The 18,060-nt window shown below is 28.6% G+C and carries 17 protein-coding genes; 4 read left to right on the top strand and 13 right to left on the bottom strand.

Annotated elements, in window-relative coordinates; all coding sequences use genetic code 11:
• Positions 1-197 precede the first annotated feature (197 nt).
• Entirely contained in the window at positions 198-1,157 is a 960-nt protein-coding gene (gene dprA, locus ACQPUY_RS15595) for a DNA-processing protein DprA (RefSeq protein WP_430842615.1), read from the top strand.
• 297 nt (positions 1,158-1,454) lie between these two features.
• Here the strand turns inward: dprA and ACQPUY_RS15590 are convergent, their stop codons facing one another.
• Positions 1,455-2,297: a tyrosine-type recombinase/integrase gene (locus ACQPUY_RS15590; protein ID WP_430842613.1), complete on the bottom strand. Its 843-nt coding sequence runs from the start codon at positions 2,295-2,297 to the stop codon at positions 1,455-1,457.
• Between the two features lie 859 nt (positions 2,298-3,156).
• Here ACQPUY_RS15590 and ACQPUY_RS15585 point away from each other — a divergent pair.
• Positions 3,157-3,759, top strand: a complete 603-nt coding sequence (locus ACQPUY_RS15585; protein WP_430842611.1) for a hypothetical protein — start codon at positions 3,157-3,159, stop codon at positions 3,757-3,759.
• A gap of 171 nt (positions 3,760-3,930) precedes the next feature.
• On the opposite strand, the gene ACQPUY_RS15580 is transcribed toward ACQPUY_RS15585, so the two are convergent.
• The 7 genes from ACQPUY_RS15580 to ACQPUY_RS15550 all read right to left on the bottom strand — a co-directional run bounded on the left by ACQPUY_RS15580 (position 3,931) and on the right by ACQPUY_RS15550 (position 8,991).
• On the bottom strand, positions 3,931-4,860 hold the full coding sequence (locus ACQPUY_RS15580; RefSeq protein ID WP_430842609.1) for a DNA/RNA non-specific endonuclease: 930 nt from the start codon (positions 4,858-4,860) through the stop codon (positions 3,931-3,933).
• Between the two features lie 46 nt (positions 4,861-4,906).
• Positions 4,907-5,641 (bottom strand): competence protein CoiA, encoded by a 735-nt coding sequence (locus ACQPUY_RS15575; protein ID WP_430842607.1) that lies wholly within the window; start codon positions 5,639-5,641, stop codon positions 4,907-4,909.
• Between the two features lie 129 nt (positions 5,642-5,770).
• Positions 5,771-6,748, bottom strand: coding sequence for an MmcB family DNA repair protein (locus ACQPUY_RS15570; RefSeq protein ID WP_430842605.1), 978 nt, complete (start codon positions 6,746-6,748; stop codon positions 5,771-5,773).
• A gap of 467 nt (positions 6,749-7,215) precedes the next feature.
• A complete protein-coding gene (locus tag ACQPUY_RS15565; protein WP_430842603.1) occupies positions 7,216-7,389 on the bottom strand; it encodes a DpnD/PcfM family protein in 174 nt (57 codons plus the stop codon).
• A gap of 25 nt (positions 7,390-7,414) precedes the next feature.
• Complete coding sequence (locus ACQPUY_RS15560; RefSeq protein WP_430842601.1) at positions 7,415-7,846, bottom strand: hypothetical protein; 432 nt, start codon at positions 7,844-7,846, stop codon at positions 7,415-7,417.
• Positions 7,847-7,857: 11 nt separating this feature from the next.
• The gene (locus ACQPUY_RS15555; RefSeq protein WP_430842599.1) at positions 7,858-8,289 is read right to left on the bottom strand and encodes a hypothetical protein; all 432 of its coding nucleotides are present in this window, start codon (positions 8,287-8,289) and stop codon (positions 7,858-7,860) included.
• A 72-nt stretch (positions 8,290-8,361) separates the two neighbouring features.
• Positions 8,362-8,991: a JAB domain-containing protein gene (locus tag ACQPUY_RS15550; protein ID WP_430842597.1), complete on the bottom strand. Its 630-nt coding sequence runs from the start codon at positions 8,989-8,991 to the stop codon at positions 8,362-8,364.
• A 557-nt stretch (positions 8,992-9,548) separates the two neighbouring features.
• Between ACQPUY_RS15550 and ACQPUY_RS15545 the strand changes: the two genes are divergently transcribed.
• On the top strand, positions 9,549-9,941 hold the full coding sequence (locus ACQPUY_RS15545; RefSeq protein WP_430842595.1) for a hypothetical protein: 393 nt from the start codon (positions 9,549-9,551) through the stop codon (positions 9,939-9,941).
• Positions 9,942-9,974: 33 nt separating this feature from the next.
• Positions 9,975-10,358: a hypothetical protein gene (locus ACQPUY_RS15540; protein ID WP_430842593.1), complete on the top strand. Its 384-nt coding sequence runs from the start codon at positions 9,975-9,977 to the stop codon at positions 10,356-10,358.
• A 218-nt stretch (positions 10,359-10,576) separates the two neighbouring features.
• Here ACQPUY_RS15540 and ACQPUY_RS15535 read toward each other — a convergent pair whose 3' ends face one another.
• The 5 genes from ACQPUY_RS15535 to ACQPUY_RS15515 form a co-directional block, all read right to left on the bottom strand.
• Entirely contained in the window at positions 10,577-10,789 is a 213-nt protein-coding gene (locus tag ACQPUY_RS15535) for a hypothetical protein (RefSeq protein WP_430842591.1), read from the bottom strand.
• Between the two features lie 392 nt (positions 10,790-11,181).
• Positions 11,182-12,798 carry a type I restriction-modification system subunit M gene (locus ACQPUY_RS15530; RefSeq protein WP_430842589.1) on the bottom strand — a complete coding sequence of 539 codons (1,617 nt, stop codon included), beginning with the start codon at positions 12,796-12,798 and terminating at the stop codon, positions 11,182-11,184.
• A gap of 18 nt (positions 12,799-12,816) precedes the next feature.
• On the bottom strand, positions 12,817-14,058 hold the full coding sequence (locus ACQPUY_RS15525) for a restriction endonuclease subunit S (RefSeq protein WP_430842587.1): 1,242 nt from the start codon (positions 14,056-14,058) through the stop codon (positions 12,817-12,819).
• A gap of 42 nt (positions 14,059-14,100) precedes the next feature.
• Positions 14,101-17,157 carry a type I restriction endonuclease subunit R gene (locus tag ACQPUY_RS15520; protein WP_430842585.1) on the bottom strand — a complete coding sequence of 1,019 codons (3,057 nt, stop codon included), beginning with the start codon at positions 17,155-17,157 and terminating at the stop codon, positions 14,101-14,103.
• Positions 17,158-17,748, bottom strand: a complete 591-nt coding sequence (locus tag ACQPUY_RS15515; RefSeq protein ID WP_430842583.1) for a restriction endonuclease subunit S — start codon at positions 17,746-17,748, stop codon at positions 17,158-17,160.
• Positions 17,749-18,060 lie beyond the last annotated feature (312 nt).

The following is an 18,060-nucleotide window of genomic DNA, read 5'->3' as shown; positions in this document are numbered from 1 at the left end:
CAATATGAGGATTTTCGATTCAGAGAATATAGTAATATCGAAAAAGTTAAATTGATTAATATTAAAATTATTTTTTAAAACATTAGTATTTTCAACATATAACTAGTTCTAAACTATGGTTTGAAAGTATAGTTATAAATTTTATTATTAATTAATATAAAAACTTATAAAAATTTATTTTATAAGGAGAAAAAAATTTGAATACTAGACTTATAATTACTTTACTCAATATACCAAGAGTAGGTAAAAAAACTACTAATAAATTATTAAAGTTTGAATTACCAAAACAATTAAATATTTTACAAATCAAGGAATTATTTATTAGAGCAAAACATTTAAATAAAGAAATTAATATTCCTAGTAATGAATCAATTGAAGAAGGAATTAAAAAAGCAGAAAAAATAATTGAAAAATCTAATAAATTAAATATAGGATATATTACTATACTAGATAAAGAATTTCCACAAAAATTAAAATTTATAAAGAATCCACCTCCTATTATATATTATAAAGGTAATAAAGAATGTATATTCAATGATAAAAGTATAGCTATAATAGGATCAAGAAAAGCAAATGAACACAGCTTAAAAGTATCATATAGATTAGCAGAAATATTTACAAGTGATGAATTTATCATAATAAGTGGTCTTGCTAAAGGATGCGATGAATTTGCACATAAAGGATGTATAAATTCTAAAGGAAAAACAATAGCAGTTTTACCTTGTGGACTAGATACAATATATCCTAAAAGTAATGAATTTTTAGCAGATGAAATATTAAAATATGATGGATGCTTAATAAGTGAATATCAAGTTGATACAGAAGTACAAAAAAATAATTTAATTGAGAGAGACAGAATTCAAAGTGCATTAAGCCAATGTGTATTAATAGTAGAAGCATCCATCGATAGTGGAACAATGCATACAGCTAATTACGCAATTGAACAAAATAAAATATTAGCTTGTTATCAAAATCCGAATATTTTAAATATAAATATGGGTGGAAATGAGAAATTAATTAAAGAAAATAAAGCAATAATAATAAGTAATAAAAATGAAATAAATGATTTGAAATATAAAATAAATGCAAACATAAATATTAAAGTAGATAATAATATAAATACTTCAAATGATATATTACAATTAAGTTTTCTATAAAAAATCTCCCTTTCAAATCAAAAGAAAGGGAGATTAATATTATGCGACTAATCTTACAGGGAGAACTAAATATTGATAATGTTCATTATTTAATAAACTTGGAGTTACAGATGAATTTAAATGATAATTTAAACTCTTTAATATATCTAAAATAAATTTCGTATTAAAAGCTATTTTAACATTACCACTTACAACAGTACCTTTAATTTCTCCATTATATCAAAATATATAATAGGTAATTTTATAATAATATAATTAAATTGTAAATTGCTAGACTACCTAAGATGGGCAGTTAATTTAACCTTTCCATACTCCTGTGAAATCGATAGATTCACTAACTTCATCTATAGCCTTCTGACTAACCTTTATATACCTTTGAGTAGTAGAAATATTACTATGATTGAATAACTCTTTTAATAATTCAATATTACCATTTGTTTGATTATATACTGTAACACCAAATAATTTTCTAAAGCTATGACTTGATATATTACTCAAACCAAGGTAATTTACTATTATATCTAATTGCTTCTGAATAGCTCGTACTGTTACTTTAATTAAATAATCATTACTCTTTATGTTGTTTTCCATGGCATACTCATATATCAGCTCTTTTAAATTCTTGTTTATTGTTCTATATTGCAATTTCCCTGTTTTCTTTTCTATAATTTCTAATTTATCATTTTTAAATGTAATTGGCTTCAACTTCATTACATCAGCTATTCTCAACCCTAGGTTTGCCTGAAGAATAAAAGTCATACCTAGCTGTTTATTTGGCCTAAATACATGAGGTACTCCATATTCATCTGTATATGTAAATCCTGTTTTACATAAATTTATTATTTTCTCGTACTCTTCTCTTTCTAGTGGTCTTGAAGCTCTTCTAGGTTTAGAATTTCTGCTTTTAGTTGAAGTTTCTTTTTCTACAATATTATATGAATTCTTCTCTTCATCACTAATTAACTTTTTTATCATTTCTACTGCACTTGAAGTTTTTAATTTTCCTTCACTTACTAAAGTTAATATAGTTTGTCCTTTTTTTATATGCTTTTCATTTATGTAAACTAAAAGTAAATCTAATGCTGAATCAACATCAATTATTTTACTTTCAACTGACTCTACTAATTCTAATATTTCCATCTAAAATAAATCTCCAATTTCTAATTAATTAAAACAATAAGTTTTTTATAAATTTTACTCTATAATATATTTTATCATAAAAGTTCGTAAAAATTAATATAAAAGTTCGTATTTATGAAAATATATAAAATTTAATATTTTTATATTTGACTTTTAAAATATTGATATATCTAGCTTTAGAGATTATTTAAAATAAAAAGTTCGTAAACTAGCAATTTTACGAACTTTTTATTTTTATATAAAATTTGATACTTTTAATTAAAAAATATAGTGAAAATAGAAAAATCAATTTTTAAAGTATTTTTAATTTCAAGTTTTCTTGCAAACCTACAAATACACTTTAAAAATATTTTCAAATTCTAAATTTTAATAGAATTGAATTTTATTAAAATTTCGTATAGTGGTTATATATGGTTTTGCATGAATCAATATCCTATTGTTTCTTAGATTATATTCTATATATAATTATATTGTAATTTAATATTTTATTTAACAGGTAATCACGCCATATATATGGTGCTGATGGTATTTAACAGATTGAAGTAGATAATCCTTATGAGGTTCAGTAATTGAACTTTATAGGGATTTTTTTATTTCTAAGAAATATATAAGAAAGCGAGGTATTTACTAAAGAGTAATTTATTTAACAAAAAACAAAAATATAACAGAGAGAATTAGATAACAGGAGTAGAGTAGAGTGAGTTTAAAAATTTTATGTAATTATATTGATTATTGCAGGAAGAATAAAATTAATCCAACCTTTGAAGGATTAAATCTTTGGCATAGATCAAATAAATAACTAATTTATAAACAAAGATATAACAATAATAAAAAATTAATAGAAAAGAGGAATTTAATAATGGGAGCAACTAATTTTGTAGAAGAAGTAACTACTACTGGAACAGTAAGAAATGCTTTTGATAGTCTTATTTCAGAATATGAAAGAGAGTACGGTCAGAGAAGATATAATGGAACTATCTCAACCTGTAGCTTAGGAAGTTGTAAATTATCATTTGATAAATATTCAGAAGGTAATTATAAGAAAGCTCAAAAGTATATTATAGACAACCATCATGGAAGCAAATGGATAGCTGATTATATTGATCTTGGAGTAGTGGGGTATAAGGTGATTACAGTTAAGAAAGAGTTTCTTAAAAATAAACCTGACTATAAATTAAGATTTGTAGTATCAAAGTATACATACTTTGAAAAGATTAAAACTAACTTTAATTATTTAACTAAAAAAGAAGCAGATGAGAAGGCCCTTTCCTTAACATTAGATAGTGGAGTAGAGCATATAGTCTCTAAAGAATATGTTTTAGTTAACAATAGTAAAAGTGATTGCTCAAGATTTTATGTAGATAACAAAATATATAAAAATAAACCTAATCTGAAACCTATGAAAAATAGAAAAATACTTCCTATAAAAAAGTATCTTTTCTTTGGATGGGCTTCATGTTAATAGAAGAAGATGGACAACCATCTTCTTTTTTAATAAATTCCAGACATTTATCTTGTTATAACTCTAATCACGCATAGAGTAGAATAAATTTAAAATAAGCAGTAATATCACATCTAATTAATGTGTGAATACTACTGTTTATTAACTAGTTATTTAAGTTTTAATTTTAAATTAGTGACATTTATCACACGGATCACTTTTACCACTCTCTTCTAATGAACCTTCTAAAATAGTCTTACTTCTAGATAATGTAGGACAATTCTTTGTAGTATGATAGCTCTTCCCATTAGGTGTCCAATACACTTTGCTACTATTAACTGTACTACCTGAATTATTATTTATTGTATCATTTTCATTAGATGAACTATTAAATGATGTATCTTCATTTAAATCAGCATTATATTCATCTGGATTTATATTATCAAATTCATCTTTAATAACATTGCCATTAATAGTGTAAGTATAACTATAATGACTTGGTATTTGTGTTGTAGTATCTGGATATGTTATTATTGCAACAAAGTCAGTGCATCCACCAGCATCTCTTATAACCTTTTCCATATACGCTTGATCACCGTGTCTATTAAGTGTACTGTTTTGCGGAGTTATATTATATGCATTACTTACCCCACCAAGTGAATCAGCTATAACATGTCCTTCATCTAAATCTTTACTTTCAGTTCCAGGAACCTTAGCTTCATCATTATAATATCTACCGTTAGATTTAACAGGCTCTGTAGAATCATCTTGTAATATAATTTGTTTAGCTACTACTTTAACTAATTGACTATATTCATTAGTAAATGCCCAGTACTCCCTATCTCCAAAACCTATATCAACTACAACATTGGCTTCTCTATGTCCAGATAAATCTCCACCATCTACCTCTATAAGTCTATATCCAGCAAATATATCTTCTGTTGTATTATCTTTCTCTTCTTCTACTAACTCTTGATTAGAAGGTTCTTCAATCTCTTTATTTTCTTCCGTTTCAACTATATTTATATCAGAGTTAGTCTCCTTCTTTTGCTCTGGCTCACATGCAACTAAATTAAAAGCAATTAATACCACGGATAATATTGCTAAAATTTCCTTTTTCATAAATATATCCTCCTAGTTAATAATCTGAATTTTATATACTAATAAATTATAATTGTCTAGCTTTTATCTTCTCCATTAATTCTGTAAAATTACTTGGATAATACGAAGTAAAAAATTTTTTAAAGTTTGTATCTTCAGCATTATTACTATTAATAGCCCATATTACTCTTTCAAAATAACACTGCTCAATATCTTTTTCTTCATTATTTACCTCAGTAACCTGAAATATTAATATTACATCCTTATCATAAGAATCATAATTAATAAAAGTTTTACTTGCATACTTCCATAAATATTTTCCTCCATTATCACTTTTATTACTCCAATCCCCAATAGATTCAATTTTTTCATTATATTCTTCTATCATATTAAATATCCAAACTACTTTTTTTCCCAATGAATTATAAAACCATGTTCTTTCATCAAATTCCTTGCTAGTAATTGGACTGTTTTGAAATTCTATTACATATCCATAGCATAACACATCTGCTCTACGCTCTGTTTTTTCAAATTTTCGCCGTATACTATTATCTATTTTTAAAGGAACTTCTCTATTCTTAATTGGAAACTTTTTTTGCCAATATCTATGCCATTCAGACATATTTTCATGATAATCATTACACTCGCATTTATTTTTATGTGCAAAATGATTTATTCTAACATTACCTTTTTTTATAATTAATTCTCCTTTACAAGAGCGACAATAGTATTTATTATTGGCGTTTTTTACCGCAAAATCAATATCTATTAGATTTTCATTTATATCTAATGCTGAAAACATACTTTTATTTCTCCTAATTAACTATATAAATAAAATAAAAATTAATTAAATTTATAAATATATTATTTATTAAATAAAAATTTACATTTAGGATAATTTTCTCTTCTGTAAATTAACATATTTATTTAATTATAACAATCTTAAACTCAAAGTAGTTAAACTCTCATTTAAATTTAAAGGATTTAATCTTTCTGATTCTCTTTGTATTATCATTTTATCATTTTTATAAATTAAAATTCCTATATTTTTAGGGACTACTATTTCAGCAACCCCTAATAAATCTGACGGAATGGCTAACCATAAATAATTTACAAACTCAGCATATTCAGCATACTTCATATCATTAACTAAATCACTCTTTGAAACTTTAATTTCAATTCCATGTAAGTTCAAATTAAAATGTTCTTTAACTCTTAAATTTTCTGCTACTAACACATCTATTCTTCTTGATTTGGTAGTAGTTCCAGTATACACAGGAAATTCAGTTAAAGTTTTATATTTATCTTGTTCATATGCTCCTTTAAAAGCTTTTCTACTACATTCTTCACCTAACCATCTTGGTTTAGATAGCGCAGCTACAATCTTAGATGCTGCAATAGTTTCTTTAATTTTTATTATACTTTCCTCAGCCTTTTCACTTAAAGTTACTATCTTTTTATCATTTACTTTGTTTTTTTGAAGATCTCCTCTAACAGTTTTATATGCATTACGTAAATCTTCCCTACTTATTTCCTTCTGAATTGCTTTCTCAGTAAGTTCTGCCCCTAGATTCTTATCTCTTTTAGAAATCTTATCTAGTAACACTAAAGAATCTACACCTATTTTAGCCTTTTCTAATGGAGCTACTTCTATACCTTTATCCTTTTGAACTAAAACATAATTTTCATAAACTTTTCCTGCCTTTTTTCTATTCCATATTACACTCTCATGTATTTTATTTTTAATGCTAAAACTCTTAACCCAAGCAGTAAAACTATTAAGATTTAATTCTCTATAAAGTTGTTTTTCTTCTATTTCTTTCATAAGTAAATAAAATTTAGTCCAATTATTTTTATCAGCATTCAAGATAGTAATCAATTCATTCTCATACTCTTTCATTTGCTTCATTAATATCACATCCAATATTGTTTTTCTCATATTTACTCTAAGCAAGATTAGAGTAGTATATTATAATAATAGATTATATAATCTTTAATATCAAGTAGATGATAATATTTTCAATGATATAATTTTACTCTATAGGCACATAACAGAAATAAGATAATAAGCTAAATATATTTTTACTTTTATAATAAAAAACTGCCCCTTTGGGGACAGTTTCAATTTATTTATTAGATGCTTCTAATTCAATTATTAGTTTATTTACCTTATCTATTGTTAATTTATACTTTTGAACACTTATTTCATAATTTAAAATATCCATAAGTTAAATTTAACTAAGATAGCGTAATAAATAAGATATTTTTTACTATTCATAATACTCCTTTCTTATAATAAGAAAGGAACCCCATAAGGGATTCCTCCCTTATGGGCTATGATAATTTAAATATTTATCTATATATATTTATTATTATCTATTCTTCACCTTCATATTTAATAAAATGACCACTAAAGTCATCAGCTGTAAGAACTATTTCAGAGTTTCTATACATCTCTTCAATTATTACTTCTGCTGATTCTTTATCTTCTGCTTCTATTGTAACTAATCTCTCTAAAGTTTCTTCAATTAAAAAATTATATTTTTTCATATTTTATTCTCCTGTTCTTTCTATTTTAAAACCATTCAGTCCAGTAAGTTTCAGTATTTCCATCTCCATAAGCTTGTTTAAATTTCTCTAGTGTCATATCATATTCTAGGCATTTATCACTACAATAGTAAGCAAATCCACCTTCTATAACATAACCCTCAATCATAATCTTTAAACAAGATGTACATACTCTAACTTCTAGTCCAAATTCCTCTAACTCTTCTTTAATAGATAATGAAAAATTGTATCTTTCATCTCTATCAATTTTACCTAGAGCATTATTTAACGTCTGAATAAAACTAATATAGTCTTTTAATTCAATTTCAACTTTAGTTTTATTAGTTGAAAGCATATTGAATTTAATCCATTCAATAATAGCTTGTACATTTTCATTATTAATATTAAGGTATTTATTAAGTTTTTCTATTAATATTTGTTCTCTAACTGTTTCTATCATTTATCTTTCTCCTAAGCTGTTAATCTTAATTTACTAGAATCTATTAGGTTAATATCTAAATTTATAGCTATTGAAAATTCTTCATTAACTATCCAACCATAACTATTTAAATATATTTGTACAGATAATTCTTGTTTATCAGTTGGATTATAGATATTTTTTTCAACTAAGATATTACTTAAAAGGTATTTAAGCTCCCTAATAAAATAATCTTCATATTTCATCTTTTCTGCATTATAAACTAAAGTATCAGCTAGTTCTATATAAGAATCTATATGTTCTATATAGCTGTTGTAATTTTTATTAGCTACAATTTCACTAGCAGTATATATGCATTCAGTTGCTTCTATACAGGCATAAAATAGATTGATTTCCGTTTCTGAAAATCTATTTTCCTCTATTTCATCAATAATAAATGACTTAATTATATTTGATTTTTTCACTGTTAAATTCCTCTTTCTGTTACATTTTTGATTACTGTTATCTAATATTATCGTTAAATTAATGTTTTTAAATTAAACTAATCCTTTTTCCTTTAGACTTGTATACTTGCCATTTGAACCAATTATTATATGGTCCACTACCGTTACCCCTAATATCCTTCCACACTCCTTTAGACGAGTTGTTAGGGATATATCTTCCTTACTCGGTGTTGGATCTCCTGAAGGGTGATTATGACAAATAATTATAGTTGCAGAATTACACTTTAATGCTTCCTTGAATAGAATTCTTGGATCAACTATTGAAGTATTAATTCCACCTTTAAACAAGTTTAATTTCTTAACTATTAAATTTTTTGTGTTTAAACAATATAATCTAAGTACTTCTTGCTCCAAATACTCCATATCAGCTGCAACTTCAACAATATCCTTAGGTGAGCTAATGCTATCTACTGAAGTTAAGCTTGTCTTTCTTACTGATAATTCGAATAATGCTTTTACCTTACTAAGTGTTATATCCGTAATACCTAGTAATTGCTTTATTTCCTTATCTGAATGTTGTACTAGAGCATATAACGAATAAATATCATTATCCTTAATTTTTTTAGCAATTTTTTCACCTAAAATAAGTGATATTAACTCTAATTCACTTAAAGTTTCTGCACTGTACTTAGTTAATGTCTCTCTTAAAATTTCATTCTTCATTTGTTAATTACCTCTTTCTTATTATCTTTTTGTACTATTATCTTTTTCTTAAAAATAAAAAAACCTCATAAAGCTATAAAAAGCCTTACAAGGTTATCTATCTCATTTGTTAATTACCACCATAGCCATATATATGACTTGGTTATTTGTTAAATATATTAAATTATACTTCTATATTTTATTTTATTATTTTTTTATCTTCAATGATAAATTTATTCCATAAAAGTCAATTTAAAGTCTCTGCTATAATTATTAGAAAAATGAAAAATTAGAAAATACCGTAATATTTAAATAACAACACTTTCATAAAGTTATATCATAATTCAGATACCTCTAAAATAGTATCTGATTAAATTAAATAAATAATAATTGCTAAAGAAACAGTTTCTATTCCTACAAATGAAACCAATCTAATATCATCAATAATTATAAATTATAGTATTAATAAATAAAAATATACTAGCAAGATATCTAAAAAAGTAATAAAATTACATTCAATTGACCAAGACGTATATTGCTGTTAAAATTAAAATTAAAATGCAAAAGAGGTGATTAGATTGACAGAATTAGAGTTAACATTTAAGGAGTTTATGAACTCTACTGATGCTTTTTTAGAAAGCACACTTAATAATATTAATAAAGCCATAGAAGAAACTGATACTGAAAATTTATATGCAGTTTGCAGTGTACTAGTAGATCAAAATGAAACACTAGATAATAGTATTAATACATTTAAAGAATTGATAAGTATGGTCAGGGAATGTAAATCAACAATTAATAGTTTAGATTTATTTTTATACCAAATAGATTTAGAGGTAACTATATCAGCATTAAAAAACTTTGTTGTTGCAATAGTAAAAGAAGATTTTTCAGAAGATATAGATACGATGAAAAATAGATTGAATACTGCATACAATAATTATTTAAAAGCAAAGAAAAAATTATTTTAGATAAAATAATTGAATACGAAAGGTTAAAAAGTAATGGGATATCAAGAATTATGCAAAAAGTACTTTAGGTCAGTGGATGAGACCATTAATAATGCGGTTTTAGGAATAAAAGTACAGCTTTCTGAAGGAAATAACGAAGAATTTTTTAATTTATGTTCTGCTATAAAGGATACAGAAGAAGATTTAAATAATATGGCTAAAGAAATAGGAAAGTTATCTAAAAGGCTTATGGACGTAGGCGAGTTTGACTATGTGATAGCTTATCAAGAAATTCAATACAAATTAGAAGATTTAATCTTTGAATTAGTTTTTTTTGCAGAAACATCGTTAAAATATAACGATACTGAAGTAGATATAACTGATTTAAATGAAAAATTCAATCTATATGTAGAGATAAAAGAAAAGTATAATTTATAATTAGATTATTAAGCATTCATAAGCTAAAAAGTTTTATGGATGCTTTTATTACAAAATTATTGAAAATCTATTTGGCTTAGATTCAATCTATAGAGACGGTTTTGACAGTTTAATGTTTTACCCAATTACCATTCCAGATACGTTGGCATGAAAAATAAAGACTACTTATTATGATAGTAATATCCTTTCTTCATATATATTGATAATTTTCTTTATTATTATTTAAAGATAAAATTTTTTATAGGAATGGATTTCTCATCTACTATAAAATTACCATCCCTAAAAGCAGTTATAATTATCAAAGAGCTTTGATCGAGCAAGTTTCTATTTTTATCTTCAAGTAATTGATTAATTTGCTCCATAATTTCTTTAGTTGTAATATTTTCAAGTTCTTTTTGCATTTCATAACGTAACTCTTGATTTTTTTCCATTATCTCTAACAAGCATATTTGAAAGCATTCTTATACAAGTTACTAATGTTATAGCACTATTTCTCATAGTATTGATAATCGCCTGATTTTCCACGTAACTTTAAAATACATGACAACACCTCCATAATAGAGTATTGACACCCCTTTTAATTTATATCCTATAATGTTTTTATACTAAACCTAATTTAAGTTGAAACAACTATTTTTTTAATAGTTCTTAACTATATTAAATTTATAAATATTTAAATGCTGATTTACAATTAAACCATATCCTCTCTCCTAAGTTACAGATTAATTGCATTATACTCAAAAACACCCTATAAAGTAAGATTTTTTTAATTGTCTACTCTATAGGGTATATTTTAAATCCTAATTAGCTCATTTCTAACACATTATTTACCTAATAAGCTCATAAATTTGCTCAATTCATCTTGGGCCTCATCTGTTGTACCATTCAATTCATTTAAAAGTGCAAATAAGCTCTTATATGAATTTTCGATTTCTTCTTTGACGTCTGTTAACTCTTGGGCCACTTGTGAAAGTGGAATAACTTCTTCTTCTTCAAAAGTATCAACATAACGCGGAATGTTCAAATTATAATCATTTTCTTTGATTTCATCTAAAGATGCTACATGAGAATATTTTTCAATGTCTTCACGGTTACGGTAAGTATCGATAATTTTATTGATATTCTCAACTGTTAGTTTATTTTGATTCTTGCCTTTTTCGAACTCATTTGAAGCATCAATAAATAAAACATCTTTATTCGCGCGTGCTTCACGACCTTTGAATACCAACACACATGTTGGAATACTTGTTCCATAGAACAGGTTAGCTGGTAATCCAATAACTGTATCTAACAGATTATTGTCAATTATGTTCTTACGGATTTTCCCTTCAGATGCACCACGGAATAGTACCCCATGTGGTAGTACAATAGCCATTGTTCCTGCTTTATCTAAATGGTAAAGTCCATGAAGAACAAAAGCATAATCTGCTTTTGATGCTGGTGCTACACCATAACCCTTGAAGCGTGTATCTTTTTCACGGTCAATATCTTTTGTGTTCCAATTTTGAGAATATGGAGGGTTTCCTACCACCGCATCAAACTTTAATGGAATTTGTGTACCATCTTTTTCAGCGAATGGCCAGTCAGCATCAAGTGTATCAGCACGTTTCAATTCCATGTTGCGATAATTTACGCCATGCATCATCAAGTTCATGCGAGCTAAGTTATAAGTCGTTGTATTCAACTCTTGACCATAAAATTCAACGCTTCCTTCTTCATCTCCGTATGGTAATTCTTTTTGAACCGTTAAAAGAAGCGAACCTGATCCCATTGTAGGGTCATATACACGAAATTGATTATCAGTCCTGTGAGCATCAACCGTAACAATTTTTGCTAAAACCTGACTTACTTCATGAGGCGTATAGAATTCCCCACCTTTTTTCCCAGCATTAGCAGCAAACTGACCAATTAAATACTCGTAAACATCACCTAAAATATCACGTCCTGAATCATCTTTGAAATTGAATTCGTTAATCATTACAACAATATCATTCAAAGCCTTTGCACGTTCATTTGTGCTTGAACCTAGGCGTGTGTCCCCAAGGTTAACATCTGAGAATACGTTAGCAAAGTCTTCTGCTGCGATTGCGTTACGTTTTGCATTAGTATTGAATGAATCAAACATATCTTGGAAATCACTAGCTTTGATTTTGTGATTCTCAATTTTTGATACGATTTTGTTCCATGTATAAGCTGGCTCAATCGCATATCCAATCCCTTTACTGATTTCTTCAAGATAATCTTCTTTTTCATTGTCATCTGTCACTTCATAAAAGTCTTCCAGACCATTCATTTTTAAATATTCGTCTTGATTTTCTGATAAGTAGCGATAGAACATAAATGGTAAAATATAGTTTTTATACTCGCTTGCATCCATTGTTCCACGCAATTTGTTAGCCATTTCCCATAACTTTGAGGTAATATCTTTTGCATTGTTCATTTATTTAATCTCCTTTTCTTATATAAACATTTGTTTAAGCATTGATTTCTTTAAATCTTTAAGTAAATCTAACTCACGCTGATGAAGGGTAATAAGGTCGTCAAGATTTCTAAAGAAAGTACCAACTTTACGTTGTTCATTAAGTTCTGGTACTGGAACGTTCATCTCCATTACTTTGTTCTTAGATATGTTATATCGTGAAATACCCTGTGCCAAGAACATAAATTTCTTTCGAATTTCTGGTGAACGTAACATAAATGCTAGATAATATACGTCAAATTCTACTGTTGGTCTGTAACCAAAACAGAAGCTGTTTAGGTACACATTCTCAGTGTTTTCAAGCCACACAGACGCCATTCCAACTTCTTCAGGCGTTTCAGATGAAGTTGTAAAGAATACATCACCATATTTAACTTGATTTTGTTTATTATCAATTTCAATACTTTCCACACCTTTTGGATCAGAAATCACATTACCAAAGACATTAATGTAAGTGACGAATTTAGCATCACCATGGCCAAAATCTTCTTTTGTTTTACCTGATAATCCGGTGAAAGTATCCCCCATTTTACCCAACTCACGCTGTTCCCAAGCATCAGTAAACCCTGCAAATCGAATTTCAGGAACACTTTCACCATCTTTTGGAAACATTTTTTGAAGCATACTCTTTTTAGTAACCTTCAACAATTCTAACTTAAGCTGATGAAGGGTGATAAGGTTGTCGAGGTTACGGAAATACGCCCCAATGACTTGCTGTTCTGCCATAGTTTTAGGCATCATCAAATCCATATTTGCCATCTGCTTACCTGATACCTCGACAAAGGTTGAACCTGCACCAATGGTTTCGCCATATCTTTTCAGTTCTTCAGTTCGTGAGAAAATGAAGTAGGAATCAAGCTCGTCATTGTGTGGAACAATGGACTGAAAGCCTTGATTTGTACAGCCTTTATTGGCTAAAATAGCAGTTTTTCCAATGCCAGCACGAGATGTAAACAACACCGTTCCAGCCGGAAGAACCTTTGCAGAACTATTGTTAAATCCCTGCTCAGTAATCTTCCTTTGACTTGATTTTACATAAATTTGGTCTGCAATTTCAGCAGGAGTATACCAATCAATATCGCCGTCCCAATATTCAGAAATGCTTGTGTTTGGTGTCCCACCACCTATAATTTCAGCGACCTCTCCCAACTTACGCGGTTCCCAAGCATCTGTAAATCCTGCTAATCTAATATGAGGTGATTTTGTTATTTTATCTCCCATTTTGGTTCCCCTCCTTGTAGCCTACATAATTTTATCACTTGACTATTCTCCCTTCTTAATTTCATCAGCCATTTTGTAAAACGCCTTACGAAATTCAATACGATATCGTACCCATGTTAATTTTGCAAATTCTTCAACTGCAAGTTGTTTATAATCAACTTTTGCATCATTCATAATTGCAGTTAATTCACCTTGTTTATCCATATCCTCTTGACCTAAGCGATGTTTTTTAATTAAGTTTTCAAGTTCCTTAGGTTTAGTGCTATTATCAAGTCCCCAAGTACGTATAAAATTAGTTATAAGTTGAATATTACTTTCTATTTGCACTTTATCCATTGCTCGATTCATTTTTTCAACATCTCGAGGAGCTGGATAACTATCAAACTTAAATTCTTTTGAGAAAATCTTAGATACAAAGCTTCGTATCTTTGATTTTTCTTTTTCATTGTCTGACTTAGCAATTTCAATATGGATTTCATCACGTGTTTTTTCAGCTTTATCCATATCGTTCACATGCACTTCATCAGCCATACGAGCGATTAACTCAATCAGATAATCATAGTTGATTGTAACATCGTGGATATGAATCATAGATAGATTAACTTGTGAGATATCTATGTCTTCTCGCTTAGCTCGGCGTTCTTTCAACTCGCCAGCAATTACAGTTGTAAGAATAACTTCTTGTTCTTCTGTAATACCTAGTCGTTCATAAAACTCTTCAGGTTCGTCATATGCAGATATAGGATTTTTATCATCATCTTCCGTATATTGTTTTAGCTGACTAAGCAAGCGATTATATTCTTTTAAATTTTCAAAAACCTCATCTTGTGCTTTTTCACTCGGTGGCAATTGTACAAAATCATCTGTGAGCATTGATAGTTTCTTAATAACTTCTTGCATTTCACCTTGTACCTTACTGAATGGTTTAGAAATAATACCCGCTTCTTCATTACCTTCCTTCAGATCTCCTAGTGAGAGCTGTTCGTCTGCAGATGCACGATTTGAATAAATGGCAAAAGCCTTATTCATTTCATACTCATTTTGCTCTGGCCAACGATAATTAACAACATTCCCCCAAGGTTTATCAATAAGGTTATGCATTCGGTTAGTTCGTGAGTATGCCTGAATTAAATTTCCTCCCTTAAGCGTTCGATCAATGTAGAGCGTATTCATCTCAGGAGCGTCGAAGCCTGTTAAAAGTTGGTCAACAACGATAACTAAATCTAAATACTTACCATCATCAGATGTCTTATTTAAACGTCGTGCTAAGTCTTCTGTGTAGGCTTTAACAGTAGTCATATCAAAAGCTGTCCCAAACATCTCATTATAGGCCTTAATGGCTCTATGCAAGTTCTCGTTCGTTTTAAGTTGATTAATACCGTTAGAAGTATCTGCTGAGAAACTCACTGCAACTTTTAATCGTTGATCTGCTGGTCGCTTCGCATTTTCTTCTGAAAACTTATCAAAGTATTCCATTGCTCTTGGTGTACTTGCTTTGTTACCACCAACATGGACAGTAAACAAGGCATTATACTTGCCGTTATTTGAACGTTTTTTCCAGTTTTCGAAAATGTCCTTAACTACTAAATCAACATGTTCTAGACTATTGTCATAAACACTACCACGAATATTATCGTCTATATCATCTTCCGTTGGATCTTCCGGGGCCTCAATGGTTTCCTTAAATTCCACATTAAATCCTAGGACATTTTTATCGGCTATAGCTTCTTTGATCGTATAGGCATGTAATATTTCTCCAAATATTTCTCGTGTTTCAGGGAATTTAGGTGTCCCAGTATAGCCAACCCAAGCTGAATTAGGAATGGCTTTTCGGATTGATTCAAGCATTCCTTCATTTTCAGTACCATCACCAGTTGAACGGTGTGCTTCATCCACGATAAAAAGAATATTTTCATTAAGTGGCTTAAAGCTTTCTCTCGTTACATAACGTGACATCTTTTGAATACTTGTAACGATAATGTTCTTATCGCTCTTTTTAGTTAATTTGAGATGAAGATCTGATATATTTGCTGTGTCACTTACTACACCTGTTTTCCCTTCAAATCCCGCAACAGGATCATAAGCTTTATAGGCATCAGCAGTTTGGTTTGTAAGTGCAATACGGTCAACCAAGAAGACAACTTTATCTACATTAGATAGACGGCTAGCAAGCCAAGCTGTCTTAAAACTTGTGATTGTCTTTCCTGAACCTGTGGTGTGCCAAATATATCCTAGTTTACCATCATCATATTTGAAGTCAAATTTTCTAACTTTATCTAGCACACGCTTTGTTGCATAAACTTGATATGGACGCATGACTTTAATACTTTCTTTATTTTTAGTTCCATCAAGTATCATGTAGCGAGTTGCCATATCATGAGCCATTGGAATTGATAATACTTTATCTGCAAACGTCTTCCATGAACGAACAGGTCGAGCATCATCTTCATTTTGCCAGTTAAATGCAAAAGCACGATTAAAACTTTTGAGTGGAGTATTTGCCATATAACGAATATCAAATGGAGTCATAGCAATTAATATCTGTAAGGTTGAAAATATACCGCTGTATTGTTTTTCAGCAATGTATTGCTCCATTTGGTTCAAGGATTCTGTTGTGCTATGGAGTGCTTTCTTTAATTCAATTTGAATAATTGGTAAACCATTAATCAGTAACGTCACATCAAATCTACGATTAGACTTCCCATCAATAACTTTTGGTCGTTCAATTTGATTTACCACTTGATAAACAGTGTTTCCACCTCCTACTTGTGCTTGATCAAATACTGTCAAAAATACATGGTTACCATTATCAAGATCAACTTCAATTTCAGAAACACCATTAACACCGTACAAAAATTGCCCTGCTTTGTAAGGCGAGTCGATACTAGTGATAATTTTCTTCACCTGATTAAATTCAGTGACAGACAAAGGTCCCTCTAAACGAGCACGATTATTTTGCTCTAAGATTGTTTTGAAATTCTCCCATAGCTGATCGGTTGTTTTGATATCCTTTTTGTATTCCCATTGTTTGACTCCACCAATTTTAGTTAAATAATCAATAACTTCCAATTCAAATGCTAATTCAGATTGATTTTTCATTTAATCATCCTCCTTTAATGTTTCTTCTATAACTGAGTTCGTAAATTGTTCAATTAAGTCGGAATATTTGTTCAACTTACTTTGTAGTTTCATTGTTTCAATATAAATTTTTCCTATCTTCTTCTGTTCCTCAAGCGGAACTACAGGAATAGTAATTTCACCAAGAGCACGAAGTGGAATTTTAAGAATTGGTCCCGTCCCTTGTAACTCCCTTTCCTTTTGGCGTTTCACATCTTTATACACGTTAAACATGAAAAGAAAGTACCTCTTATCAAGTTGTTTATTATCAATTTCTACCTTTGTAAAATTGAGAGATAATACTTTTCCAACATTATTTTTACCGACCATTGTTGCTAGCTGTAATGAGTTATTTATAACAACATCACCTTCATTTAATGATAAATTATTTATAGATAAAGATTTCATCTGATTTTCAACAAATACTTCTACGTGCTTATAATCAGCTTCGAAAGACTGCTGATCATAATAATTCACAGCTTCAATTCCAAACTGTTTTTGTGCTCTTGTCTGATTTATACCAGGAACGAATGTTACAAATTCTTTTATTACTCTTCTCTTCAAGTTAATCACCTCCTAAGCTCTAATTGAATTTTTTGAAATATTTCTATATTTCATATTAAACCATTTCCATCACCTATTGTCAAATGTTTTTCCAAATATTTTTTGAAATATTTTTTTATTTCGTAATATAATTTTATTATACGCTATTCTTCTATATTTATTCTTACTACACTCCTCCATCTGTTTATTTACGCCACATCATAACCACTAGCTTAAGCGAAAACATTATCTAGTCTTTTCTTCAGTACCCTATTAAGTTAAAAACTCATTATTCTCAAAGACTCAGGAAGTCTAAAAATAAAAAAATCCCCTAAAACAGTA

It is taken from the genome of Clostridium nigeriense (assembly GCF_050585245.1).
In the GTDB taxonomy this organism is placed as follows: Bacteria; Bacillota; Clostridia; order Clostridiales; family Clostridiaceae; genus Clostridium; species Clostridium nigeriense_A.
The sequence above is the reverse complement of the archived record's forward strand: the minus strand, read 5'-3'. Positions and strand labels throughout refer to the sequence as shown.